This window comes from Streptomyces sp. NPDC058464, from assembly GCF_042721035.1.
Classification (GTDB): domain Bacteria; phylum Actinomycetota; class Actinomycetes; order Streptomycetales; family Streptomycetaceae; genus Streptomyces.
Genome location: NZ_JBHXMA010000010.1, coordinates 184,952 through 207,619, shown reverse-complemented (window position 1 = coordinate 207,619; position 22,668 = coordinate 184,952). Strand labels below are relative to the sequence as shown.

The 22,668-nt window shown below is 71.3% G+C and carries 19 protein-coding genes; 12 read left to right on the top strand and 7 right to left on the bottom strand.

The genetic code is table 11. From position 1 onward, the window contains the following. The first annotated feature begins 11 nt into the window (after nucleotides 1-11). The 4 genes from ACFWPQ_RS16415 (at nucleotide 12) to ACFWPQ_RS16400 (ending at nucleotide 5,556) form a co-directional block, all read left to right on the top strand. Nucleotides 12-950: an ABC transporter permease gene (locus tag ACFWPQ_RS16415; protein WP_384034285.1), complete on the top strand. Its 939-nt coding sequence runs from the start codon at nucleotides 12-14 to the stop codon at nucleotides 948-950. Beyond that, nucleotides 947-2,980: a dipeptide/oligopeptide/nickel ABC transporter permease/ATP-binding protein gene (locus ACFWPQ_RS16410; protein ID WP_384034283.1), complete on the top strand. Its 2,034-nt coding sequence runs from the start codon at nucleotides 947-949 to the stop codon at nucleotides 2,978-2,980. Before ACFWPQ_RS16415 ends, ACFWPQ_RS16410 begins: the two co-directional genes overlap by 4 nt. After that, nucleotides 2,973-3,995 (top strand): oligopeptide/dipeptide ABC transporter ATP-binding protein, encoded by a 1,023-nt coding sequence (locus ACFWPQ_RS16405; RefSeq protein WP_384034280.1) that lies wholly within the window; start codon nucleotides 2,973-2,975, stop codon nucleotides 3,993-3,995. Before ACFWPQ_RS16410 ends, ACFWPQ_RS16405 begins: the two co-directional genes overlap by 8 nt. Nucleotides 3,996-4,068: 73 nt before the next feature. After that, nucleotides 4,069-5,556 carry an aldehyde dehydrogenase family protein gene (locus ACFWPQ_RS16400; protein ID WP_384034278.1) on the top strand — a complete coding sequence of 496 codons (1,488 nt, stop codon included), beginning with the start codon at nucleotides 4,069-4,071 and terminating at the stop codon, nucleotides 5,554-5,556. Between the two features lie 73 nt (nucleotides 5,557-5,629). Here ACFWPQ_RS16400 and ACFWPQ_RS16395 read toward each other — a convergent pair whose 3' ends face one another. After that, nucleotides 5,630-6,445, bottom strand: coding sequence for an SDR family oxidoreductase (locus tag ACFWPQ_RS16395; protein ID WP_384034275.1), 816 nt, complete (start codon nucleotides 6,443-6,445; stop codon nucleotides 5,630-5,632). A gap of 66 nt (nucleotides 6,446-6,511) precedes the next feature. Between ACFWPQ_RS16395 and ACFWPQ_RS16390 the strand changes: the two genes are divergently transcribed. Continuing rightward, nucleotides 6,512-6,946: a VOC family protein gene (locus tag ACFWPQ_RS16390; RefSeq protein ID WP_384034272.1), complete on the top strand. Its 435-nt coding sequence runs from the start codon at nucleotides 6,512-6,514 to the stop codon at nucleotides 6,944-6,946. A gap of 107 nt (nucleotides 6,947-7,053) precedes the next feature. Beyond that, nucleotides 7,054-8,610, top strand: coding sequence for an oxidoreductase (locus ACFWPQ_RS16385; RefSeq protein ID WP_384034269.1), 1,557 nt, complete (start codon nucleotides 7,054-7,056; stop codon nucleotides 8,608-8,610). A 198-nt stretch (nucleotides 8,611-8,808) separates the two neighbouring features. Here the strand turns inward: ACFWPQ_RS16385 and ACFWPQ_RS16380 are convergent, their stop codons facing one another. Further along, nucleotides 8,809-9,024 (bottom strand): hypothetical protein, encoded by a 216-nt coding sequence (locus ACFWPQ_RS16380; RefSeq protein WP_384034266.1) that lies wholly within the window; start codon nucleotides 9,022-9,024, stop codon nucleotides 8,809-8,811. Between the two features lie 321 nt (nucleotides 9,025-9,345). Further along, complete coding sequence (locus tag ACFWPQ_RS16375; protein ID WP_384034264.1) at nucleotides 9,346-9,711, bottom strand: VOC family protein; 366 nt, start codon at nucleotides 9,709-9,711, stop codon at nucleotides 9,346-9,348. Nucleotides 9,712-9,803: 92 nt separating this feature from the next. Here ACFWPQ_RS16375 and ACFWPQ_RS16370 point away from each other — a divergent pair, with 92 nt between their 5' ends. After that, complete coding sequence (locus ACFWPQ_RS16370; RefSeq protein WP_384034261.1) at nucleotides 9,804-10,769, top strand: helix-turn-helix transcriptional regulator; 966 nt, start codon at nucleotides 9,804-9,806, stop codon at nucleotides 10,767-10,769. Between the two features lie 63 nt (nucleotides 10,770-10,832). Here the strand turns inward: ACFWPQ_RS16370 and ACFWPQ_RS16365 are convergent, their stop codons facing one another. From ACFWPQ_RS16365 to ACFWPQ_RS16355, 3 genes are all read right to left on the bottom strand, one after another. Further along, nucleotides 10,833-12,170 (bottom strand): DUF3500 domain-containing protein, encoded by a 1,338-nt coding sequence (locus ACFWPQ_RS16365; RefSeq protein ID WP_384034258.1) that lies wholly within the window; start codon nucleotides 12,168-12,170, stop codon nucleotides 10,833-10,835. Between the two features lie 215 nt (nucleotides 12,171-12,385). Continuing rightward, nucleotides 12,386-13,897: a sensor histidine kinase gene (locus ACFWPQ_RS16360; RefSeq protein WP_384034255.1), complete on the bottom strand. Its 1,512-nt coding sequence runs from the start codon at nucleotides 13,895-13,897 to the stop codon at nucleotides 12,386-12,388. Further along, nucleotides 13,875-14,591, bottom strand: coding sequence for a response regulator transcription factor (locus tag ACFWPQ_RS16355; RefSeq protein WP_384034253.1), 717 nt, complete (start codon nucleotides 14,589-14,591; stop codon nucleotides 13,875-13,877). Before ACFWPQ_RS16355 ends, ACFWPQ_RS16360 begins: the two co-directional genes overlap by 23 nt. A gap of 372 nt (nucleotides 14,592-14,963) precedes the next feature. Between ACFWPQ_RS16355 and ACFWPQ_RS16350 the strand changes: the two genes are divergently transcribed. After that, nucleotides 14,964-16,040, top strand: coding sequence for a DUF3500 domain-containing protein (locus ACFWPQ_RS16350; protein WP_384034250.1), 1,077 nt, complete (start codon nucleotides 14,964-14,966; stop codon nucleotides 16,038-16,040). A 110-nt stretch (nucleotides 16,041-16,150) separates the two neighbouring features. Next, nucleotides 16,151-17,458, top strand: coding sequence for a HupE/UreJ family protein (locus ACFWPQ_RS16345; protein ID WP_384034247.1), 1,308 nt, complete (start codon nucleotides 16,151-16,153; stop codon nucleotides 17,456-17,458). 436 nt (nucleotides 17,459-17,894) lie between these two features. On the opposite strand, the gene ACFWPQ_RS16340 is transcribed toward ACFWPQ_RS16345, so the two are convergent. Next, nucleotides 17,895-19,343: an aldehyde dehydrogenase gene (locus ACFWPQ_RS16340; RefSeq protein ID WP_384034244.1), complete on the bottom strand. Its 1,449-nt coding sequence runs from the start codon at nucleotides 19,341-19,343 to the stop codon at nucleotides 17,895-17,897. Nucleotides 19,344-19,566: 223 nt separating this feature from the next. Between ACFWPQ_RS16340 and ACFWPQ_RS16335 the strand changes: the two genes are divergently transcribed. The 3 genes from ACFWPQ_RS16335 to ACFWPQ_RS16325 all read left to right on the top strand — a co-directional run bounded on the left by ACFWPQ_RS16335 (nucleotide 19,567) and on the right by ACFWPQ_RS16325 (nucleotide 22,668). Further along, nucleotides 19,567-20,055: a TetR/AcrR family transcriptional regulator gene (locus tag ACFWPQ_RS16335; protein WP_384034410.1), complete on the top strand. Its 489-nt coding sequence runs from the start codon at nucleotides 19,567-19,569 to the stop codon at nucleotides 20,053-20,055. A 69-nt stretch (nucleotides 20,056-20,124) separates the two neighbouring features. Next, nucleotides 20,125-20,949: a maleylpyruvate isomerase family mycothiol-dependent enzyme gene (locus ACFWPQ_RS16330; RefSeq protein ID WP_384034241.1), complete on the top strand. Its 825-nt coding sequence runs from the start codon at nucleotides 20,125-20,127 to the stop codon at nucleotides 20,947-20,949. Between the two features lie 222 nt (nucleotides 20,950-21,171). Beyond that, the gene (locus tag ACFWPQ_RS16325) at nucleotides 21,172-22,668 is read left to right on the top strand and encodes a hypothetical protein (protein WP_384034238.1); all 1,497 of its coding nucleotides are present in this window, start codon (nucleotides 21,172-21,174) and stop codon (nucleotides 22,666-22,668) included.

Genomic DNA, 22,668 nt, shown 5'->3' with positions numbered 1-22,668 from the left:
AGTGAGGTGAGATGCACAGGATCCTCTTCCGCTGGCTCGTCGGCGCGGTTCCCGTGGTGTTCGGCGTGACCGTGCTGACGTTCGTCCTGACCAGCCTGGTCCCCGGCGACCCCGGCCGCACCATCCTCGGTGCGAACGCGAGTCCCGCCCAGGTCAAGGCGCTCGACACCCAGCTCGGCCTCGACCATCCGCTGCTGGTCCGCTACTGGGACTGGCTGACCGCCGCCCTGCACGGCGACCTCGGCGACTCGATCACCTCCGGCGTCCCGGTGAGCGACCAGCTCAGCTCCCGCCTGGGCACCACGCTGTCACTGATCGGCGGCGCGATCCTGGTCGCCGCCGTCGCCGGCGTCGCCCTCGGTGTCCTCAGCGCGCTCAAGGGCGGCTGGCTGGGACGGGCCGTGGACGGCATCGCGCTGGTCGGCCTCGCGGTCCCGAACTTCTGGTTCGGACTGGTGCTGATGACCGCGTTCGCCGTGCAGTTGCCGCTCTTCCCCGTCTCGGGGTACGTGCCGTTCACCGACTCCCCGGTGCAGTGGTTCGAGTCCCTGGTCCTGCCGGTGCTCACCCTCGGGGTGCCGGCCACCGCGCCGGTCGCCAAACAGACCCGGGACGGCGTGCTCACCCAGCTCGACCGGGAGTACGTCCGGGTGCTGCGCGCCCGGGGCGTCCCGGAACGCTCGGTGATCTTCCGGCACGTGCTGCGCAACGCGGCCGCACCGATCGTCACCGTCCTCGGCGTGGTCGTGGTGACCCTGTTCGGCGGGACCGTGCTCGCCGAGACCCTGTTCGTCATGCCGGGCCTCGGCGGCCTGGCGGTGACCGCCGCACAGACGCAGGACATCCCGATGGTCCAGGGTGTCGCGCTCGTCTTCACGGTCACCGTGATGCTGATCAACCTCCTGATCGAAGTGGTGTACGCGATGCTCAACCCGAAGGTGCGGACATGAGGGCCCCGGCGATCGAGCGCGGGACGGCGTCCGGGAGCGGCGGCCCTCGACGGGGTGCGACACGGCGTGGGTTCACCGCCCGGCTGCTGCGCAAGCCCGCCGCGGCCCTCTCCGCCGGCTACCTCCTCCTCGTCGTCCTGGTCACCGTCCTGGCGGGCCCGCTCGCTCCCTACGACCCCGACGAGCAGGACCTGACCGCGGCCCTGCAAGGCCCCAGCGGTGCGCACTGGCTGGGCACCGGCGAACTCGGCCGCGACGTGCTCAGCCGGCTGATGCACGGCGGGCAGATCACCCTGCTCGGCGTGCTGATCACCCTGGCCGTCTATCTGCCCCTCGGTGTCCCGGCCGGGATGGTCGCGGGCTACCGGGGCGGCTGGTTCGACCGGCTCGTCCTCAAGAGCGCCGACCTGATCTCCGCCGTCCCCGTGATCATCGTCCTGCTGGTGGTCCTGTCGGTCTTCACCGACAACGAGAGCGCGGCCATGGCCGCCAACGGCCTGCTCGGCGCTCCCCTGCTGGCCAGGGTCGTACGCTCGGCGACGCTCGGGGTGAAGGAGGAGCTGTACGTCCGGGCGGCGGTGGCGGGCGGCATCCGCGACCGGGTCATCATCCGGCGCCACGTCCTGCCGCGGGTCACCGGAGTGGTCCTCGTCCAGGCCTCGGTGTTCGGCGCCTACGCCGTGCTCCTGGAGACCGGGCTCGGCTTCCTCGGCCTCGGCACCACCCGGGCCAGCTGGGGCAGCATGATCGCCGAGGCGTCCAAGAACATCGGCACCGACCCGTGGCTCCTGGTCCCCTCCGGCTTCATGATCATCAGCTTCATCCTCGCGCTCGGCCTGCTCAGCGACGGCCTGCGCGACACGCTCGCCGAACGGTACGCGCCCCCGGCCGACAAGCCGCCGTCCCGCCGCATGGGCCGACCGCGGGGAGCCACGCCGGAACCGGTGCGGGCCGAGGTCACGGGCACGGTCACAGACACCGACGCGGACGCGGACACGGACACGGACACGGACACCCCGCGGATGATCGAGGAGCCCGACCCCGACGCGCTGCTGTCGGTGCGCGGTCTGACGGTGTCCCTGCGCATCGAGGGCACGCCCACCGAGGTCGTCCGGGACGTGTCGTTCGACCTGCGGGCCGGCGAAGTCCTGGGCATCGTGGGCGAGACCGGTTGCGGCAAGACCGTCACGGCCACCTCGCTGCTGGGCATGCTGCCCGCCGGCGGCGCGATCACCTCCGGCACCGTCCTCTTCGAGGGCGCCGACCTCGCCCGTGCCGATGCCGCCGCGCTGCGCCGCGTCCGGGGCCGTCGTATCGGATGGATATCCCAGGACCCCATCTCCGGTCTCGACCCGTCCTTCACCGCCGGTGCCCAGGTCGCCGAGGTCGTGCGCCTGCACACCGGCTGCTCCCGCAAGCAGGCCCGGGAGCGCACCCTGGAGCTCTTCGCGAAGGTACGGCTGCCCGACCCGGGCCGCGTGGCCAGCAGCTACCCGCACCAGCTCTCCGGCGGTATGGCCCAACGGGTCGGCATCGCCGCCGCGTTGGCGGGCGACCCCGCCCTGGTGATCGCCGACGAGCCGACCACCGCTCTCGACGTGACCGTGCAGGCCGAGATCCTCGACCTGCTGCGCGAACTGCGGGCGGGCGGCACCTCCGTCATCCTCATCACCCACGACTGGGGTGTGCTGGCCGACCTGTGCGACCGGGCGGTGGTGATGTACGCCGGCGAGGTCGTCGAGGAGGCCGAGGTCACCGACCTCGTCACCACGCCCGCGCACCCGTACACGGCCGGCCTGCTGGGGTCCGACCCCCACCACGCCCTGCCGGGGCAGCCGCTGCCCGCCGTGGAGGGCGCGGTGCCGCCCCCGACCCAGTGGCCGGTCGGCTGCCACTTCCAGAACCGCTGCCCGCGGGTGACCGACGCCTGCAAGGAGAAACCCGTCGTGATCTCCCACCTGGTCGAACTGGAACGGTCGACGCGATGCATCCGCCCGCTCGAACTGATCGGAGGAGGAGCACATGAGTGAGCTTCTTCGGGTGCGCGGCCTGGACGTCACCTACCGCCGCTCCCGGCGGCACGGCGGCGACGTCAGCGCCGTACGCGGCGTGGACCTGACCGTGGGCCGCGGCGAGACCGTCGGCCTGGTCGGCGAGTCCGGCTCCGGCAAGTCGACGATCGGCTCCGCCGTACTGGGGCTGGTACCGGTGACCGGCGGCAGCGTCGAGTTCGACGGCGCCGACATCACGCACGGCACCCGCGCGGACCGCCGGATGCTGGCCCGCCGGATGCAGGTGGTCTTCCAGGACCCGTACGGCTCCATGAACCCGGCGCACACGGTCGGCGACACCCTCGCCGAAGCTCTCCGCCACAACCTGGGCCTGCCCGCGGAAGAGATCCGCGAGCGCGTCCTGCGCGCCCTCGACGACGTCGGTCTGCCGCCCGGCGCCGCCCACCGCTACCCGGCCGCCTTCTCCGGCGGGCAGCGCCAACGCATCGCCATCGCCCGGGCGTTGGTCATGGAGCCGGACTTCGTCGTGTGCGACGAGGCGGTCAGCGCCCTCGACCTGTCCGTGCAGGCGCAGGTCCTCAACCTGCTGGCCCGTCTCAAGCAGACCCGGGGCCTGAGCTACCTCTTCATCTCCCACGACCTGGCCGTGGTGCGCTACCTCAGCGACACCGTCGTCGTCCTGTACGCCGGCCGGGTCGTCGAGCGCGGCCCGGCGGCCCTGGTCGCCGACCACCCCTCCCACCCCTACACCCGGGCGCTGCTGGCCGCCGCCCCGGTCCCCGACCCGATCGTCCAGCGGCGCCGCCAGGCCGAGCGGCGCCTCGCGAGCACGACCGTCCCGGCCGGCCCGGTGGCCGGGGGTGTCGGCGCGGGCTGCGCCTTCGCCGCCCGCTGTCCGTTCGCGCAGGAGATCTGCCGGTCCGACCAACCCGAACTGGTGGAGCACGACGGGGTCGCCGTCGCCTGCCACCGCCGCGACGAGATCGCCGCCGGTACGGCCGTGCCCCTGCGGTCCCCGGCCGGAGCCGCCTGACCACCCAGCGGGCTCCGCCCGACCACCCGGCAGGCCTTGCCTCTCCCACCACCCCCGCCTCACAAGGAACTCGATGACCGCCACCGCCCCCGCCTCCACCACCTCCTTCGACATCGCCGTACTCCTGCCCGACGGCAGGCACCTCATCGCCGGCGAGTGGGTCCCCGCCCGCTCCAAGGCCGTACTGGAAGTCATCGACCCCGCCACGGGCGCCCTGCTCGCCCGGGTGCCCCGCGGCACGGCCGAGGACATCGACGACGCCGTACGCGCCGCCGAGGAGGCGCTGCCCGCCTGGCGCGACACCAGCCCCGCCGTGCGCGGCGAACTCCTCTACCGCTGGGCCGAGTTGGTGCGCGAGCACGACGACGACATCAACCGGCTGGAGGCCATGGAGGTCGGCCACCCCGTCGGCCCCTCCCCGATCGCCGCCCGCCTCACCTACCTCGCGGGCAAGGCCGACAAGGTCTTCGGCGACACCCTGCCGACCCGCTCCCCCGACCTGCTCGGCCTGACCCTGCGCGAGCCGTACGGCGTCGTCGGCGCGATCATCCCCTGGAACGCGCCCGGCCCCATGACCGTCTTCAACACGGCCGCGCCGATCGCCGCCGGCAACACCGTAGTCCTCAAGCCGGCCGAGGACGCCCCGCTCACGGCGCTGTACCTGGCCCGGCTCGCGCAGGAGGCGGGGATCCCGCCGGGCGTCCTCAACGTCGTCACCGGATACGGCGCCGAGGCCGGTGCGGCGCTGCCCGCGCACCCCGGCATCCGCAAGATGAGCTTCACCGGCTCGCCCGCCACCGGCACCGCCGTGATGGAGGCCTGCGCCCGCAACCTCATACCGCTGCAACTGGAGTTGGGCGGCAAGTCCCCCCAGATCGTGCTGCCCGACGCCGACTTGGCGAAGGCGGTGCCGGCGATCGTGCGCAGCATCGTCATGAACAGCGGCCAGGTGTGCGCGGCCGGCTCCCGCGTCCTGGTGCACCCCTCGCTCCACGACCGGCTCGTGACCGAGGTCGCGGACGCCTTCCGCGCCGTCCGGGTCGGGCTGTGGGACCAGCCCGTCGACATGGGGCCGCTCATCAACGCCCGCCAGGAGAAGAGGGTCCTGGACTACCTGGCCGTCGGACGCGAAGAGGGTGCCGAAGTGGTCGTCGGCGGCGGCAAGCTGACCGGAGCGCCGTACGACGACGGGTACTTCGTCGAACCGACCCTCTTCGACCGGGTCCGGCCCGGGATGCGCATCGCCCAGGAGGAGATCTTCGGCCCGGTGCTGTCCGTGCTCACCTACGAGGACGAGGAGGAGGCCGTCGCCATCGCCAACGGCACCCGCTACGGCCTCACCGCCACCGTCTGGACCCAGGACGTCGGCCGCGCCGTACGCCTGGCCCGCCGGGTCCAGGCCGGCCAGATCGCCGTCAACACCCTCGGCGACGGCGGGCCGGCCGGAGCCATCGGCGCCCCCTTCGGCGGCTACAAGCACAGCGGCTTCGGCCGCTCCATGGGCCCCGACTACCTGGAGGACTGGACGCAGGTGAAGTGCGTGGTCATCAACGCCGGCTGACGCGGGCGGCCCTGCGCCGCGAACCGCCGGACGGCATGCCGCCGGACGCGACCGTTCACGGGCCTTGAGGCGATCACGACCTACTGACCGCCCTGGCCCTCCGGTCGAACTCCCGGTTGAGCAAGGGCAGGAGAACGCTGCCGAACCGGGCCAGGGCGCGGGTGCCCGCGTCCGGGCAGATCACGAAGCGCCTTCGCTCGACGCCGTCCACGATGGCCGCCGCGACCCGCTCCGCGGTGAGCGGCTTGATCGTCCCACCGACCGCGCGGGTCTCGGCCGGCTTCCACTGGTTCTCCTCGGCGAGCTGCGGGGTGTCCACGTCCGGCGGGAAGACGACCCCGACGTGCACCCCGTGGGGCGTCAGCTCGGCCCGTACCGACTCCAGCAGCCCGCGTACGGCGAACTTGGCCGGTCCGTAGGCGCTGTAGCCGAAGATCCCGATCAGCCCGGCGGCCGACGAGACGGCGACGACGCTGCCGTGCCCGCGCTCCACCATGCCGGGGGCCACGGCCCGGATCGCGTACAGCGTGCCGAAGTAGTCGACGTCCATCATCTGCCGGAAGACCTCGTCGGGCAGTTCCAGGAAGTGCCCCGGGCGAGCGAGCCCCGCCGACGTGACCAGGACGTCGCAGGGCCGGCCCTGCTCCTCCTCCAGCTCCCCGATGGCACGGGTGAGGGACGCCTGGTCGGCCACGTCGGCCGCCCGCGCGGCGGCCGACAGCTCCTTCGCGGCCTCGCCCAGCCGTTCCGGCCCCCGCGCGATCAGCGACACCTTGGCCCCGCGGGCCGCGAACAGCCGGGCGGTGGCCAGCCCGATACCACTCGATCCGCCCGTCACGATCACATGTTCCGAACCGGCGTCCGACGAACGGGAGTTCCGCAGTCTCATGGCCGGGAGCGTATCGAAACGACCCACCATCGGCAGGGAACCCCTGATACCGGGTACGGTGCACCGATGTCGGCGATCAAGAAGTTCCAAGTCACCTTCGACTGCGCGGATCCCGAGCGCCTCGCCCGCTTCTGGTGCGAGGTGCTGGGGTACGTCGTACCGCCTCCTCCGGAGGGGTTCACCACCTGGGACGATTTCGACCGCACCCTGCCTCCCGAGAAGCAGGGATCGTGGGCCGCCTGCAGTGATCCCTCGGGCGTGGGCCCGCGCCTGTACTTCCAGCGTGTCCCGGAAGGCAAGGTCGTCAAGAATCGGGTGCACCTCGACGTCCGGGTCGGCACCGGGCTCGTGGGGGACGAGCGCCTCGCCACGCTCGAAGCCGAGTGCGCACGGCTGGTCGCGCTCGGCGCGACCCACGTGCAGACGCTGTACGCCGACGAGGAGAACGAGTCGTGCATCCCGATGCTGGACATCGAGGGCAACGAGTTCTGTATCGACTGAGCACTCTGTCAGCCGGGGAGGCGGGGAAGCGGGGAGCCACCTCCCTCGGGCCTCTCCGCCAACAGGTCCTGGTCGTGATCAGGTTGCCCGATCACTACCCTGCATGAGTGCTCTCATACGACGAATTGACTTCACCGGAACGTGAGTTGTGGGACGCGTTCCCCGAGGGACGCCGGGTGGACCTGCGTACGGGCGTTCCCGAGGACGACCGTGTCGTCGAGGGCGGGCAGTGGGGTGCGGGGCGGACGGTTCGGGCCGCCGTGATCGTGGCGCTCCTTCTGGGCATGAACACCACGCAGCCGGGCGCCGTCGCCTGCCTGAGGCTCGCCGGGGCGAGGATAACCGGGCCCCTCGATCTGGCCGGCGCGCAGATCGGCCAGTCCCTCTGGTTCGAGGACTGCTGGTTCGAGGAACCGGTGAACCTGTTCGGGGCGTCGACACGGACGCTCGTGATCACCGGCAGCCGGGTACCCGGCATCGACGCCGGGTCGGCGCGCATCGAGGGAAACGTCGACCTGCGCCGCTCACTCCTGGAGAGCGGCGCTTCCTCGCCCTTCAACCACGACATCACCGCCTTGTCGCTCACCAACGCCCGGGTGACCGGCGGAGTGGTCCTCAACAGGGCCGAGGTCAACGCGCCCGGAGGTTGGGCCGTGGCCGCCGGTGGCCTGGTCATGGAAGGGGGCGTCTTCTGCCGGGGCGGGTTCCTCGCACGAGGTGAAGTGCGTCTGCTGGGTGCTCAGTTGCCTGGCGGACTGTTCATGCAGGGCGCACATCTGACGGAGCCCGGGCCACGTGGAGTGGCGCTCGCCCTGGACAACGCCGTGGCCTCGACACTCGACTTCTCCGGCGGGTTCACCGCGAACGGGACCGTACGGCTGCAGGGCACCCGGGCCTCGGGCACCCTGACCTTCGAAGGAGCCGTCCTGAACGGACCGCCCGACGCCCAGGGCCCCTCCTTGGTCGCTCCGCTGATGCAGGCCGTCGACTTCGACTTCACCCTCGCCCGGCCACCGTCCGGCACCGTGGACCTCCAGGGCGCACAGGTGTCCCACCTCCACGACGGCGAGCACAGCTGGCCGGAGGTGGTGGAGCTGGACGGCTTCGTCTACGGCTCCATCAAGGTGGACGAGGCGGCCGGACGGCGGGAGGCAGCGCGCCGGCGGAACTCCGTGCCCCACCGTGTGGCGTGGATACGACGCTGCCCCGGCTACAACCCCCAGCCCTACGAGCAGTTGGCGAGCTGGTACCGGAAGGCCGGTCACGACGACGAAGCCCGCCGCGTGCTCCTGGCCAAACAGCGCCATCGGCGTCGAACCCTGCCATGGGCCGCGCGCGCGTGGGGGCACCTGCTCGACGTGACCGTCGGCTACGGCTACCGCCCCTGGCTGGCCGGCGTCTGGCTCCTCGCGTTGACCTTGCTGGGCGCGCTGTCCTTCAGCACGGACGCCCCCAAGCCGGTTCAACGAGGCGAAGGCGCCCCGTTCCAACCCCTGGTCTACACACTCGACCTCTTGATCCCCATCGGCGGCCTGGGCCAGCGCACCGCCTGGTACTGGCCGAACGCCAGCCTCCAGTGGCTGGCCTACCTGCTGATCGCCTTCGGCTGGGTCCTGACGACCGCCGTCATCGCGGGTGTCACGCGCGCACTGCAGAAGAGTTAGTCGGTCCTAGGCAACTGCGGCAGAGGCTGACTGGCTGACTGGCTCACGGGAAGATCCTCTCCCGACGTACCGCCCGCCGACACCCACAGGCCCGCGCGGCGGGCAACCCCTGCCCGGGCACCCGCCCCCCGCTCAAGGACGTCCTCGGCGCGTACGTCGCCCTCGGTGCCCGAGCGGTGCCCCGGCCTCCCGGACCGGTCAGACCGAGGTCTGCGCTCCGCGCAGCGCGCTGACCGCGTCGGGATCGCCGGCCGGCTCGCGAGTGCCGGGCAGCGTGCGCCTGGTCATCCCCGTGGCGATGACCAGGCGCTCGAACGAACGCCGCGCACCGCGATCCGTCACCACTCGACGCCCGGCCAGGTCGAGGCCCTCCGCCCGCAGCCCCGGCATTCCCCGGCTTCCGGTTGTGCTCACCGCCTGGGTCGATGAAGCGGCGTTCGCCGAGGCCGAGCCGGGTCAGGTGTCGGCTGACAGTTCGCCGGTTGATCACAAACCCGGTGCTCACAGGTTCGTCGGTGATCCGTTGCACGGACCACGTGCGCTCGCGGCGCCGGGACTCGATCTGCTCGATGACCCATGCTGGAATCGCGTTGGGACGTGTCCGGCACCGGTTCACGAGCCGCCTACGGCCCTCGACGCTCAGGGGCGCATTCGCCTGGGGCACTCGTCGTCCTCTCGAAGTCGGACGACGGCAGGCGCGACACCTGTCGTGCGCGCCTGCCGCATTGCGGCCTTTCAGCCCCGCGGGGCGACGCGGATTCGGTTCCCGTCAGGATCGGCTGCGAGGAAGGTCAGCCCGAACCCCGCATCATGCGGCTCGCGCAGGATCGTGACCCCCTTGGAATTCCACTGCTCAAAAGTCGCGTTGAGCTCGTCGGGTCCACCGTCGACGGCCAGGCAGACCTCACTGGTGCGCGGGACGTCCGGTGACAGATCCTCGAACTGGCCGGACCACAGACCGAGGTCAGCGCCTGGCCCGAGGTCGAAGGTGATGTATCCCGAAGTCTCGAACGAGGGGCTCATGCCGAGGAGGTCGCCGTAGAAACGAGCTGCGGCGGGAGCGTCGTTCACGTAGACGATGGACACGACGGATGCGGTCATGGTCGTTCCTTCTCACAGGTCGGAGGTACGCATCCAGCAGCCTGACCGGGATATGCGCCGCATCATGTCGCAATTCCTGAATAAATGTGCGTGTGACCCCGGATCGCTTCTTCACCCTGATGCTGCTCCTCGAATCGAGGGATGCCGTGACCACACAGGAACTTGCCTCAGCGCTCGGCGTGTCCCTTCGAACCATCACCCGAGACCTGAACTGGCTCCGCGACGCCGGTCTGCCGGTGACCGCACACCGGGGCCGCCTCGGAGGCGTGACCATGCTGCCCGGGTCCGGGCTCGACCTCACGCGGCTCACACCGGGCGAGCGTGATCATCTGTCGCTCACCGGGCTGGACGAGAAGCAACGTGCGGAGCTCGACGCATCGGCCGAAAGCCGGCGCGCGCTCTCCAAGATCGCCGCTGCACAGCCACATCGAGTTCATGAGCTCCTGCCGCTCACCGACGTAGTGCACGTCGACAGCCGTCCCTGGCGTCAGGCACGAGCTTCCGGCACGACTCCGGCTTCGCTGATCGGCGCAGTGCGGCGAGGCCGCCGGCTACGGATCGACTACGACAGCCCACGCGAGTCATGCCCACGCGACCTGGTCGTGGATCCCTACGGGCTGTTCGCCAAGGCCGGCGTCTGGTACCTCGTCGCCGACCGTGCCCGAGTGCCACGGCTGTACCGACTCGAACGGATCACGACGTGGAGAGAAGTCGACCAGCCACGACGGATCCGCGAGAGCCAGACCCTGGCCACCGTCGCCGCAGCGCTCGTTGACCAGTGGGAGCACAACCACGCGATAGAGGTCAGCGCCACCATCGACCAGACCCAGATCGAGCGAGCGCAACGGATCTTTGGCCTACGACTCGTCCCGGACGACCATGAAGAGTCCGCCACCGGCCGCAAGGTGACGATCCGCTTCCTGCATCTGGAGGACGTGCGGGCACTACTGCCGTTCGGGAGCGCGATCACTGTGCACGGCCCCACCGAAGCCAGGGCTCATCTCCGCGACCTCGCCACCAGTCTTGCCCACCACTATGCGCCGTCACCGACGTCCTGACCCGCAACAACCAGCCGGCAGCGGCGCCACGGCGCAGTCCGAACCGGCCACCGCCCCGGTCCCTCATCGGTGGTGCGGCGAGGTCAGATAGTGCTGCCTGAGGAGCTCCCTTCCGTAGTCGTTGCCGTTGGGGGTGCGGATGATCGAGTGGACGTGCATCTGGGTGGGCACACCGTCGGTGCCGCCGTAGGCGCCGCGCAGTGGGCCCGGCGCCTGGCAGTCGACCTCGACCCAGACGACGGGGCTGTGCACCCGCACATAGAAGGCGTCGTCCTCTCCGGTGCCGCCCGCCCACGTGACGTACGTGTCGTCGAGGTACTTGCGCACCTCCGCCATCCGTACCTTCGCGGCGTCCGCCTTCGCCCGGCCCACGAAGGCCTCGACGATGCCCAGGAGCTTCTTCTTCTGGGCGGGGTCGAGAGCGTTGCCGCGCAGGCCCTCGTACGCCTGCACCGTGTTGTCGGAGAAGGCGCCGGCCTTCATCGACTCGCTGGTCTTGGTCGACGAGGCGATGGCGACCTTCTGCTGCACGTCGGTCAGGGAGTCGATGAAGGCCAGGCTCGCGGCGACCTCCTCGTGGCAGACCGTCACCGTCTCGCCGTCGATCTCCATCGTCGTCGGCTCCGACCCCCAGAAGCAGGGACTCATCACGACCTGGTCGCCCAGCACGAAGTAGTTGATGACGAGGTGGTGGCCGTCGAACTGGAAGCCCCAGGGCTCGGTCTCGGACGGGGTGCCCATCAGCGTCCAGTAGTAGGCGTCCTCGTTGAAGGAGGTGGTGTTGCCGATCGCCTCACCGGCCGCCTGGTTGATCTTGCGGATCTTCTCCGTGGTCTCCAGACCGTCCGCGCTCAGGGCCGACTTCAACAGGGCCTTGCCGAGCGCCATCTGGTCATCCGTCAGGTCGGCGAGAGAGACGCCCTGGCGCGCGTAGGAGTCGACGTTGCTCCACAGCCGCCACTCCGTGGAGTGGACCGTGAACTGCGTCGAGGTCTTCTGAGTGTCGGTCAGACCGGCCAGGAAGGCGTTGGCGGCCGAGACGACCGGTACGGTGGTCACACCCGTGCGGTGAATCGTGAACAGGTCGTCGATCCGGCTGCCGTCGGTGGTGAGGCCGAAGAACTCCTCGGTGATCGACTGGTTGCCGGGGCCGCCGGTCCCGCCGCCCGGACCACCGCTGGGGGGACCGCTCGGGCTGGGGCTCGCCGAGGCGTCGGCCGTGCCGGTGGAGTCGTCGGCCGTCGCGGCCCAGGCGCCCGCGCCGCCCATCGTGACGAGCGCGGTGGCGCCGCTCGCGAAGAACACCCTCCGCATGAAGTTGCGACGGCTCGCAAGGGCGGCGCCCGCGTGATCGGAGTCGGGCTCCCGGTCCTTCGGCTGTGCGGCGTCGAGCTCGGGCATCGTCGCTGAGTCCCTTCGTCGTGGCACGTCCCTGGTGAACGGCCGTGGAATCACGACTCTGGGACCCCGACCTTAGCCAGGCCTTAGTCGCAAGAGCGGCCAAGCTGCCCGAATCGGGCGCTGACAAAGCTCTGACCTGCGCATCTGTGGGGACGCTGAGAGTTCGTCAGGCCCACGCGAGCCGACGCCGCGGCGCCGCCCGGCCACGAGAGCAGTCAGCGGCCGACGGCAGCGGAGGTGGCGCGCGAAGAAGTACGCGTCGCGGGCAGCCGCACGGAGAACTCCGTACCCCCCGACGCGCTTTCGACCCCGATGTGCCCGCCGTGCGCCTGGGTGATCGCGGCCGCGATGGCCAGCCCCAGGCCGGAGCCGCCGGTGGCCCGCGTGCGGGAGGCGTCGGCACGGGTGAAGCGTTCGAAGACCGAGGGCAGCAGGTCCGCGGGGATCCCCGGGCCGTCGTCCTGGACGCGGATCACACAGCCCGCCTCGGTGGCTTCCACGACGACGGTGACCTTGGTGCCCGCCGGCGTGTGCACACGTGCGTTGGCCAGCAGGTTGGCCACCACCTGATGCAGCCGGGCCTGGTCGCCGACGACCGTCGCGGGCGCGTCGAGGCGCAGGGAGAGCTGCCACTCGTGGTCGACACCGACCGCCCGCGCGTCCCACACCGCCTCCGCCACCAGGGTCGCGAGGTTCACGTCCGTCAGCTGCAGGGGTCGTCCCTCATCGAGGCGGGCGAGCATCAGCAGGTCCTCGACCAGCCCCGACATACGGGCCGACTGGGCGGAGACACGACGCCAGGCCAGCCCGGGCTCGATACGCTCGTTCCCGCGGTTCATGAGTTCCGCGTACCCCGCGATCGAGGCGAGCGGTGTGCGCAGCTCGTGGCTCGCGTCGGCGAGGAAACGCCGCATGCCGTCCTCGACACGCTGGCGTTCGGCGAGCGAGTACTCGACGTGGTCGATCAGCCGGTTGAGCGCGTCCCCGACCTGTCCGGCCTCCGTGCCCGGGTCGGTGTCCGGGCCGGGGACGCGGGTCAGCGCGCCCACCTCGCCGCGGTCCAGCGGCACGCGCGCCACCTCGACCGCGGTGGCCGCGACCCGCCCCAGCGGGCGCAGCTGGCGCCTGATCACCACCGCCGAGACACCGGCGGCCGCGGCGAGTCCGAGAGCGGCGATCACGGCCTCGGCCAGGACAAGGCCGTCGATCATGCGCTGTACGTCGCCCATGGGGAGCCCGGCCAGCACCGGGACGCCGTCGCCGGCGAGTGCGGTCAGCCGGTAGGTGCCGAGGCCCGGAACGGTACGGGTGTGCAGGGCGCCGTCGGCGGTGATTCCGGCGAGGGCCTCCCGCTGGGCGGCCGTCAGGACCCGCTGACGGCCGTCCCCGGTGACCACCTCGGCGGCGAGCACGCCTCCGCTGTCGTCGAAGCGGGCGGCGAGTGTGCCGACCGGCTGTCCGCGTTCGTTGAGGAACCCGAGATCGGTGGCGCCGCCCGGCCTGCGCTGCAGTCCGCCCTGGCTGCGCGCGGCCGCGTCGGTGACCCGCTGGTCCAGGTCCCCCAGCAGGTAGACGCGTTGCACGACGACCGTGGTGAGCGCCATGACCCCGCACACGACGACCATGGTCACGGAGATGAAGAACACCAGCCGGGCCCGGAGCGAACGCCCCCGTCCGCGGGTGCCGTCGTGCGTCGCGATGTCCTTACTCCGTGGCCTTGATCGCATAACCGACTCCGCGCACCGTGTGGATCATCCGCCCCCGCCCCTTGTCGATCTTCGAGCGCAGACTGTGGACATAGACCTCGACCAGGTTTCCCTCGCCGTCGAACCCGGCGTTCCACACGTGGTCGAGGATCTGCGCCTTGCTCAGCACCTGGTGCGGGTGGCGCATGAGGAACCACAGCAGGTCGAACTCCTTGGCCGTGAGCTGGACCTGCTCCCCGCCGCGCTGCACCTCACGCGAGCGCGCGGTGACCACGAGGTCGCCCAGCATCCGGACGGACCCGTTGTCCGGGGCCTCCTCCCCACCGACCCGGCGCAGCAGACCGCGCAGCCGGAGCATGACCTCCTCCAGCGAGAACGGCTTGGTCACGTAGTCGTCGGCACCGGCGGAGAGTCCGTCGAGCCGGTGCTCCAACGCGTCCCGGGCGGTGAGCATCAGCACCGGCAGCTTCCGGTTCTCCCGCCGCAACTGCCGCAGCACCTTGACCCCGTCGAGGTCGGGAAGCATCCCGTCGAGTACGACGACGTGGGGCGCGCAGGTCCGCGCGATGCGCAGCGCGCCGCGACCGTCCCGCGCCGCGAAGGGACGCCATCCCGCTTCGGCCACCGCCGCGGACAACAACTCGGTGAGCTCGGGCTCGTCGTCCACGATGAGCACCCGAACGCGGCCTCCACGGGTCACAGCAGCTGCGGTCATGCCGCGACGATTCCACTGCGAGCTGTGGGACCGCTGTGCCCGGTCCGGGCGCCCCGCCGCCACCGGGCAGGACGTCACGGTGCGCCCCTGGCGACTTCTCCCGCCGGCTCCGCTCCGGCACCCCACTTTACCTGCGCCTTAAGGAAGTTGACAGTCAGTCACGCCTCGGACAGAGAACTTGTTCATGCGGACCACAGCACTGGGCGGTGTGATCCTCCACACCAATCCAGTGCGGCAGGATTTCCCGAAACCCGCTTGTCATCAATTCCTTGGGGAAGCTCTGCCGATTTCCTCCCGGAAGGGAGTCTTGAATTGCAGACGCAAAACACACACCGCAGGTCGCAGGGCAGGCGTCGGAAGGCGATCGTGGCCGTGGCCGCCGCATCCGCCGCGCTGCTGGGCGCGGTGTACGCCACCGCGAACGCCGCGTCCGTCCAGGAGCGTGCCACGCCCCAGGCCTCGCAGGCCTCGGCGGCCGCGACCACCGCCGCGACCACGGCGGACTCGAGTGTCTCGGACGTGGTCGACGCCGCCGAAGCGTTCGTGGACACCCTGGACAGCGACCAGCAGTCCGACGTGCTCCTCGACTTCACGGAGGCCAACGCCACCGCCTGGTCCAATCTCCCGTGCGGCTCCACCTGCCGGGTCGGCATCGAGCTGAGCACGCTCAGCGACACCCAGCTGACCGCGGCCAAGGCGGTGCTGAAGGCGGCGGCCGGCACCACCGCGGACACCGGGTACGACCAGATCACCCAGATCCTGGCGGCCGACGACAAGCTCGGCGAGACCGCCAGCGGCTACGGCAGCGGCAACTACTACCTGGCGTTCCTCGGCACCCCGAGCACCGACGGCACCTGGCAGCTGCACTTCGGCGGCCACCACCTCGCGGTGAACCTCACCTACAAGGACGGCGCGGTCGAGGGCACCACCCCGTTCTTCGTCGGCGTGGAACCGTCCAGCTGGACGGCGGACGACGGCACCTCGTACGCCCCCCTGGACGGAATGCGCGACGCGATGCTCGCGATGGTCGACAGCCTGAGCTCGGACGAGCTGGCCGAGGCGAAACTCTCCGAGTCGTTCAGCGACGTGCTGCTCGGCCCGGACGACGACGGCGCCTTCCCGACGACCAAGGAAGGCCTCTCGGTCGGCGATCTGACCGACGCCCAGCAGCAGTCGGTGCTGGACGCCATCGAGCCATGGGTCGACGTCGCGGACGACACGACCGCCGCTTCGACGCTGAGCACGTACAAGTCGGAACTCGACGAGACCTACATCTCGTACTCCGGCACCACCGCGCTGGACACCCAGGGCGACTACGTGCGCATCGACGGACCGGGGGTCTGGATCGAGTTCGTCTGCCAGGACGGCGTGGTCTACACGAGCCAGATCCACTACCACTCCGTCTACCGCGACCACAACACCGACTACGGAGGGGAGTTCTCGTTCTGATGAACCGTCCGCCGACTTCACCGTCATCAGCACTGCGCATGATGGCAGGGGTCGCGGTAGCGGTGATGGCGGCGCTGCTTCTGGCAGCGCCGCCGGCCGTGGCGCATCCCATGCCTCACTCGGTGCTCCTGCTCGACGTGCACGAGACCTCGGTCTCGGCCGAACTGGAGCTTCCGGTCGGTGACTTCTCCCGGGCCAGCGGTATCGAGCTGGACGAGACCACCAAGGCCGAGCTGCCGGCTAGGACCTCCGCGATCCGCACCTATCTGGCCGCGCACCTGCACCCCGCCACCGTCAAGGGCAAGGCGTGGGCGGTCGCCTTCGGGGACATCGCGCTGGGCAGGGCGCAGCAGACCTCCACCGGCACCTACCGCGAACTGACCGTCCACGCCACGCTCACGCCGCCGTCCGGCGGGGATCCACGCCACTTCCTCCTCGGCTACGACGCGATCGTCCACCAGGTCGTCACCCACGTCGCCCTGGTCTCCGTCCGTCAGGACTGGGCCACCGGCCAGGTGTCCGGCACCGGCCGGGACACCGCCACCCAAGTGGGCGTCATCCGGATCAACACCCGGAACATGACCGTCCCGAACCTCACCGTCGACCTGGAGAAGGGCAGCGCCTGGAGCGGGACGTACGCCATGTTCCGGCTCGGCGCCACCCACATCCTCGAAGGCACCGACCACCTGCTCTTCCTGCTCATCCTCCTGCTGCCCGCGACGATGCGCACCGACCAGAAGCGCTGGCGCGGGACGGTCGGTGCCCGGACCGCCGTGGGCCGCATCGCCCGCACCACCCTCGCCTTCACCGTCGGGCACTCCCTCGCGCTCGCCCTGAGCGCCTTCGGCCGCCTGGACATCCCGGCCCAACCCGTGGAGGTGTTCATCGCCCTGAGCATCCTCGTCGGCGCGGTCCACGCCATGCGGCCGCTCTTCCCGGGGCACGAGGCCGTCGTCGCCGGAGTGTTCGGACTCGGGCACGGCCTGGCGTTCTCCCTCACCCTGGCCGAGATGAACCTCTCCCGCTCCCAACTGGCCCTCAGTCTCGCGGGGTTCAACCTCGGTATCGAGGCGGTGCAGCTCCTGCTCGTCGTCCTCGCGCTGCCGAGCCTGCTCCTGCTGTCCCGGCTCCCCCGGCGGTCGGCCCTGCGCAGCACCTGCGCGACTCTCACCGCCGTTGCCGCCCTGGGCTGGCTGTTCGACCGCCTCGGCGATCCCAACCCGGTCGCCCGCGCCGCGGACAGCGCCGGTTCCCACACCTCCCAGCTGCTCCTGGTACTCGTCACGACCGCGGCGCTCTCGACCCTCTGGGCTGGCGTCCTCCGCCGCCGCGACCGGAGAACGACGAGGACGTGTCAGGACACGGAGCTCCCCGCGGCTCCCGTGGTGACGGCCGCCGACGCCAACTCGGCTGCGTAGAGGGGCGGTCGCCTCGGGCGCGTAAGCAACCGAAATACGCGGCCCTTTCCATCTGCACAATGCACAACTATCGAATCAAATGGCAGTCACCCTTTCCCTGGGAGGACTCTCGCCCGGGAAATCCACGCACCCGAAACCACACCCGGAAGAAAGGTCAGCAGACCGCAGAACAATACGGAGAACGGCTCTGAATCAGCGCCGGCCGACCTCCCGGGCGCCGATGTCGACGCCCGGCGACGGATGAGGAAGAGCTCGCCGCCGCTGTCGCGGAAGCGTCCGAACCGACCGTGTGCATCGCCGGTCCCCCGTCGCCCGGGTCTTCGGAAGCAGTGCACACCCGAGCGGGAAGTCCCGGGAAAACCCCGAACATCCAGGGACATCGCGCGAGTTGCCGACGAGATGTCAGAGCGTCCGACCAGCCCGGCAACGTTCCAGGTCAGGCTCCGGACGCCGGCAGCGTCACCGACTTGTACTCCACATACTGGGCAAGCCCCGCCGCGCCGTACTCGCGGCCGATGCCGCTGGCCTTGTGGCCGCCGAACGGGCCGTCGAAGGAGATGGGTGCGCCGTTGACGGTGACCGTGCCGGTGCGCAGTCGGCGGGCGACCTCTAGGGCGTGGGTCTCGTCGGCGGACCACACGCCGCCCGAGAGGCCGTACTCGGAGTCGTTGGCGATCCGTACGGCGTCGTCCTCGTCGTCGTAGGCGATGACCACGAGGACCGGGCCGAAGATCTCCTCCCGGGCGATCCGCAGGGAGTTGTCGACGTCGGCGAAGACGGTCGGGGTGACGTAGTTCCCGCTCTCCAGCCCCGGCGGGACCTGGGGGCCGCCGGTGACGAGCCGGGCGCCCTCCGCGATGCCGAGTTCGATGTAGTCGCGCACGCGCTGCTGCTGGTCCCGGCGGACCATCGGGCCGATGAAGGTGTCGGGGTCGGCCGGGTCGCCGACCTTGAGCGACTCCACGAGGTCCTTGAGCGCGGTGACGACCTCTTCGTACCGGCTGCGCGGGGCGAGGACGCGGGTCTGGGCGATGCACGACTCGCCGTTGTTGAGGAGAGAGGCGAACTTCAGCCCCTGCACCGCCCGGTCGAGGTCGGCGTCCGGCAGGATGACCGCGGCCGACTTGCCGCCCAGCTCCAGGCTGACCCGCTTCAGCTGCTCCCCCGCGATGGCCGCGACCCTGCGGCCGGCCCGGGTCGAGCCGGTGAACGCGATCTTGTCGATGCCGCGGTGCGAGACCAGGTACTCACTGGTCGCGCGGTCGGCGGGGACCACGCTGATCACGCCTTCCGGCAACCCGGTCCGCTCCAGCAGCTCCGCGAGCAGCCCCATGCTCAGCGAGTTCTCCGGCGACACCTTCAGGACGACCGTGTTCCCGGCCAGCAGCGCGGGGATGATCTTCGCCATGGCCGCCGAGAACGGGGAGTTCCAGGGGATGACGGCGGCCACGACACCGACGGGCTCACGGCGCACCACGGTCCGTACCGAGGAGGCGGACTCCAGCGTCTCCTCCCAGCCGAACCCCTCCGCCGCCCCGAGGTAGGCCTCGGCCTGCCGGGTGAGCCCCGGCTGACCGGCCCGGGTGAACCAGCGGGCCGAGCCGTTCTCGGCCGAGACGAGGTCGGCGATCCGCTCGGCGTCGGCCTCACGCAGGGCGTTCAGCCGCCGTATGACGGCGATGCGCTCCGCCGGGGTCGTCCGCGGCCAGGGGCCCTCGTCGAAGGCGGTCCGCGCGGCGGCCACGGCGCGGTCGACGTCGGCGGGCCGGGCCTGGGCGGCACGGCCGATGACGGCCTGGTCGTGGGGTGAGCGGATGTCGAGCAGTTCCGGGTCGCTGGGCGCCGTCCAGGAGCCCGCGATGTACAGACGGTCGTAAGTGATCATGTGCCCTCTCCTGGGGATCCGAGCGAACCGGGCTAACCGGTCTTGCCGTCCGCCGCGCTGTCCGCTGTCGTCGCTATCTGCCACATCAATGTAGCACTTACAGCTGGTGTCGACTCATTGATGTGCCAGTAGGTGTGGCAGGCTCCACATCCGCGGCTATGCTCGGCGCGTGAGAGCCGACGCAGCGCGCAATCTGGAAGCCGTCCTGACGACCGGGGCCCGTATGCTCGCCGCCGACCCGGGCGCGAGCATCGCCGCGATCGCCGCCGAGGCCGGTGTCGACCGGCGTACCGTCTACCGGCGGTTCGCATCCCGCGACGAGCTGCTGGCGGCCGTCTACGAGGCGCGGTACGACGCGGTCGAGCGGGCCGTCGAGCACGCCAGGCTGCGGGAGGCCCCGGTCGCCGTGGCGCTGCACCGGTACGTCGAGGAGATCATCGGCGTCAATCGCAAGTGGCCGGTGGAGCTCACCCGGCTGAAGGCCGACGACACGATCCGGGAGCGGCGCGACGCCCTGGTCCGGGAGGTCGACGGATTCCTGCGGCGGGCCACCGACGAGGGGCTGCTCCGCGACGACCTCCCCCTCTCCTGGGCCAGTTCACTGCTGCCGCAGCTCATGCATCTGGCGTCGCAGCAGTTGCCCGAACTCAGTGCGGCCCAGGCCGCCGACACGGTCGTCGACACCTTCCTGCGGGGGCTCGGGGCACGGTGATCGCCGCGGGGGTTGTGGTGCGCCCGTACGTCTGATTGGGTTCCGCGCGACAGAACAGGGGTGACCAGCGTGGATCAGGCGGCAGGGCAGGACGCCCGAGGGGCGTTGCCCACAGGGCTCGGGCAGGCGATACGGCAGACCGCCGCCGACATCACGGCCGTGCTCGACGGCGTCGCCGACACAAGCGGCGCCGTACCGGGATCGCAGTGGACGGTCGGCGAGGCGGCGGCCCATCTGGCGCTGGCCAACGAACTGATGGCCGACCTCGCCCAGGGCCGGGAACGCCCGTACGGGGACGGCACGCCGCAGAGCCTGGCGGCGGCCAACACCGAGTCGCTGGCCGCGTTCGGGGAACGCCGGGCCGCGCCGCTCGCGGCGATGATCACCGAGCAGGCGGAGCGCTGCACCGACGCGCTGGCCGCGACGTCCGACGGCCCGGCGCCGGTGACCCCGCTCGGCCCGATGGACCGGTCCGTCCTCGCCTCCTACCTGCTCACCCACATGCTCGGCCACGGCTACGATCTCGCCCGCGCCCTGCGGCGCCCGCACATGGTCGACGCCGAACGGGTCGCCTGGTGCATGCCCTTCCTGCTCTCGGTGATGCCGGCCGTGGCGGACGGCTCGGCCACCGCCGGCCTGACCGCCCGCTACACGATCCGGCTGCGCGGAGCCGACAGCGCCTTCGGCGTCACCCTCACCGACGGTGCCGTCGAGGTGGCGCCGGAACCGCAGGACCGCGCGGACTGCACGATCCTCATCGATCCGGTCGCCTTCCTCCTCATCGCCCTAGGCCGCCGCAACCCGTGGCTGGCGATGGCCCGGGGCCAGGTGCTCGCCTTCGGCCGCAAGCCCTGGCTCGGGCCCCGCTTCCCCGCCCTTTTCGTCGCCCCCTGACCGGCCCCTCACCGTCCCCCGACCGGCCCCTCACCCGTCTCCTCAACGGCCGCTCACCGCCCCTCACCGGCCCCTCGGCCCGCTGACCCGGCGTACGCCCACGCACCATCCACCCCCACCCCCCGTCCGGCCCAACGCCGCTCGGCCAGAAGAGGCGAGCGGGCGTGACCGGTGTGACCGTGGTGGAAGGTATGGGCGCGCGCACGGATCCGAGGAGGCTGCATGGCCGAGGGACTGGTCGACGGCAGAGCGCCCCGCACTGCCCCGGTGGACGGCTCCGGCCGCCCCGTACCGACCTTCGAGCAGATGAGTGCCGTCGCCGATGCCGTGCTCTACGAGGGCTACCTCCTCTACCCCTATCGGCGGTCCTCGCCGAAGAATCGTGCCCGCTGGCAGTTCGGGGTCCTCTTCCCCCGGGACTGGGTGGAGGCCGACGGTCCGGTCAGCCCGGGTGTGTCGGGTTCGGCGGACTCCTGGTACCAGCAGACGGAGTGTCTGGTGCGGGTGCACCGGCCGGATGCGGTCCTATGGCTGCGGGTGCGGTACCTGCAGGTGCAGCACAAGCAGGTCGAGGACGGCGCCGGGCGGCCGGTCGAATCGCTGGGCTGCGACGACGGGACCGTGCAGCTGACCTTCGAGGAGGCGGTGGCCCGCGAGGCCGAGTTCACGGTCGCGCTGGCCGAGGGCGAACACCGGTTTCCGGTGGGCTCCCCGGGCGGCACCGAAACGGCGGAGCTGCCCTCCGGCGCCGGGCGGATCGTACGGCGCCGGGAGAAGGTACGGGCGGGTACCGTCCTCGTGGCCGAGCGGCTCGGCGACGGTCTCCTCCGGCTCCGGGTGCGCACCGCGAACGAAGGGCGCATGGGGGATCCGCACGCCCCGCGCGACCGGGCCCTGCGCCACGCGCTCATCGCCACCCACACCCTCCTCGGCGTCGAGGGCGCGGAGTTCGTCTCCCTGATCGACCCGGGCCCCGCCCTCCAGGAGGCCGCCCGGAACTGCCGCAACGACTTCACCTTCCCGGTGCTCGGCGGCGCTCCCCCCGCCACCGCCCCCGCGGACGGCTCGGTGTCCGCCCTGCTGCTCTCCTCGCCGATCATCCTCCCGGACCATCCGCAGGTGGCGCCGGAGAGCCCGGGTGATCTGCACGACGCCGGCGAGATCGACGAGATCCTCACCCTGCGCACCATGCTGCTGACGGACGAGGAGAAGCGGGAGGCGCGGGCCACCGACCCGCGGGCCGCCGAGATCCTCGACCGCGTCGACACCATGCCGCCGGAGGTCTTCGAGCGGCTGCACGGCGCCATCCGCTCACTCAGCCCGGTCGGCGAAGCCGCCAGTGGCGGATCCCGGCCCGCCTGGTGGCAGGAGGGCGGTGACGACGGGCTCTCCCCGGCCACCGACACCGTGCTGGTCGACGGTGTGCGGGTCGGCGGCGGCAGCCCGGTGCGGCTGTGCCCGCGGGGCAGGGGCGCCGACGCCCAGGACATGTTCCTGGCCGGCCGGACCGCGACCGTGGCCGCCGTCTTCCACGACGTGGACGGCAGCACCCATCTCGCCGTCACCGTGGACGACGACCCGGCGGCCGAACTGCACGGCTGGTACGGCCGTTTCCACTACTTCCGGCCCGACGAAGTCGAGCCGCTCGGGGGCACCGACGTCCCGGATCCAGCGGCGGCTGCCGAGCCGTCCCCGGGGCCCACTCCATCGGAGGCCTAG

Coding starts and splice junctions, on each gene's coding strand:
- ACFWPQ_RS16375 (WP_384034264.1), bottom strand. CDS start 9,711: ATGACCGCATCCGTCGTGTCCATCGTCTACGTGAACGACGCTCCCGCC.
- ACFWPQ_RS16400 (WP_384034278.1), top strand. CDS start 4,069: ATGACCGCCACCGCCCCCGCCTCCACCACCTCCTTCGACATCGCCGTA.
- ACFWPQ_RS16335 (WP_384034410.1), top strand. CDS start 19,567: ATGCTCGCCGCCGACCCGGGCGCGAGCATCGCCGCGATCGCCGCCGAG.
- ACFWPQ_RS16365 (WP_384034258.1), bottom strand. CDS start 12,170: ATGCCCGAGCTCGACGCCGCACAGCCGAAGGACCGGGAGCCCGACTCC.
- ACFWPQ_RS16325 (WP_384034238.1), top strand. CDS start 21,172: ATGGCCGAGGGACTGGTCGACGGCAGAGCGCCCCGCACTGCCCCGGTG.
- ACFWPQ_RS16410 (WP_384034283.1), top strand. CDS start 947: ATGAGGGCCCCGGCGATCGAGCGCGGGACGGCGTCCGGGAGCGGCGGC.
- ACFWPQ_RS16390 (WP_384034272.1), top strand. CDS start 6,512: ATGTCGGCGATCAAGAAGTTCCAAGTCACCTTCGACTGCGCGGATCCC.
- ACFWPQ_RS16360 (WP_384034255.1), bottom strand. CDS start 13,897: ATGCGATCAAGGCCACGGAGTAAGGACATCGCGACGCACGACGGCACC.
- ACFWPQ_RS16355 (WP_384034253.1), bottom strand. CDS start 14,591: ATGACCGCAGCTGCTGTGACCCGTGGAGGCCGCGTTCGGGTGCTCATC.
- ACFWPQ_RS16345 (WP_384034247.1), top strand. CDS start 16,151: ATGCCTCACTCGGTGCTCCTGCTCGACGTGCACGAGACCTCGGTCTCG.
- ACFWPQ_RS16405 (WP_384034280.1), top strand. CDS start 2,973: ATGAGTGAGCTTCTTCGGGTGCGCGGCCTGGACGTCACCTACCGCCGC.
- ACFWPQ_RS16395 (WP_384034275.1), bottom strand. CDS start 6,445: ATGAGACTGCGGAACTCCCGTTCGTCGGACGCCGGTTCGGAACATGTG.
- ACFWPQ_RS16415 (WP_384034285.1), top strand. CDS start 12: ATGCACAGGATCCTCTTCCGCTGGCTCGTCGGCGCGGTTCCCGTGGTG.
- ACFWPQ_RS16340 (WP_384034244.1), bottom strand. CDS start 19,343: ATGATCACTTACGACCGTCTGTACATCGCGGGCTCCTGGACGGCGCCC.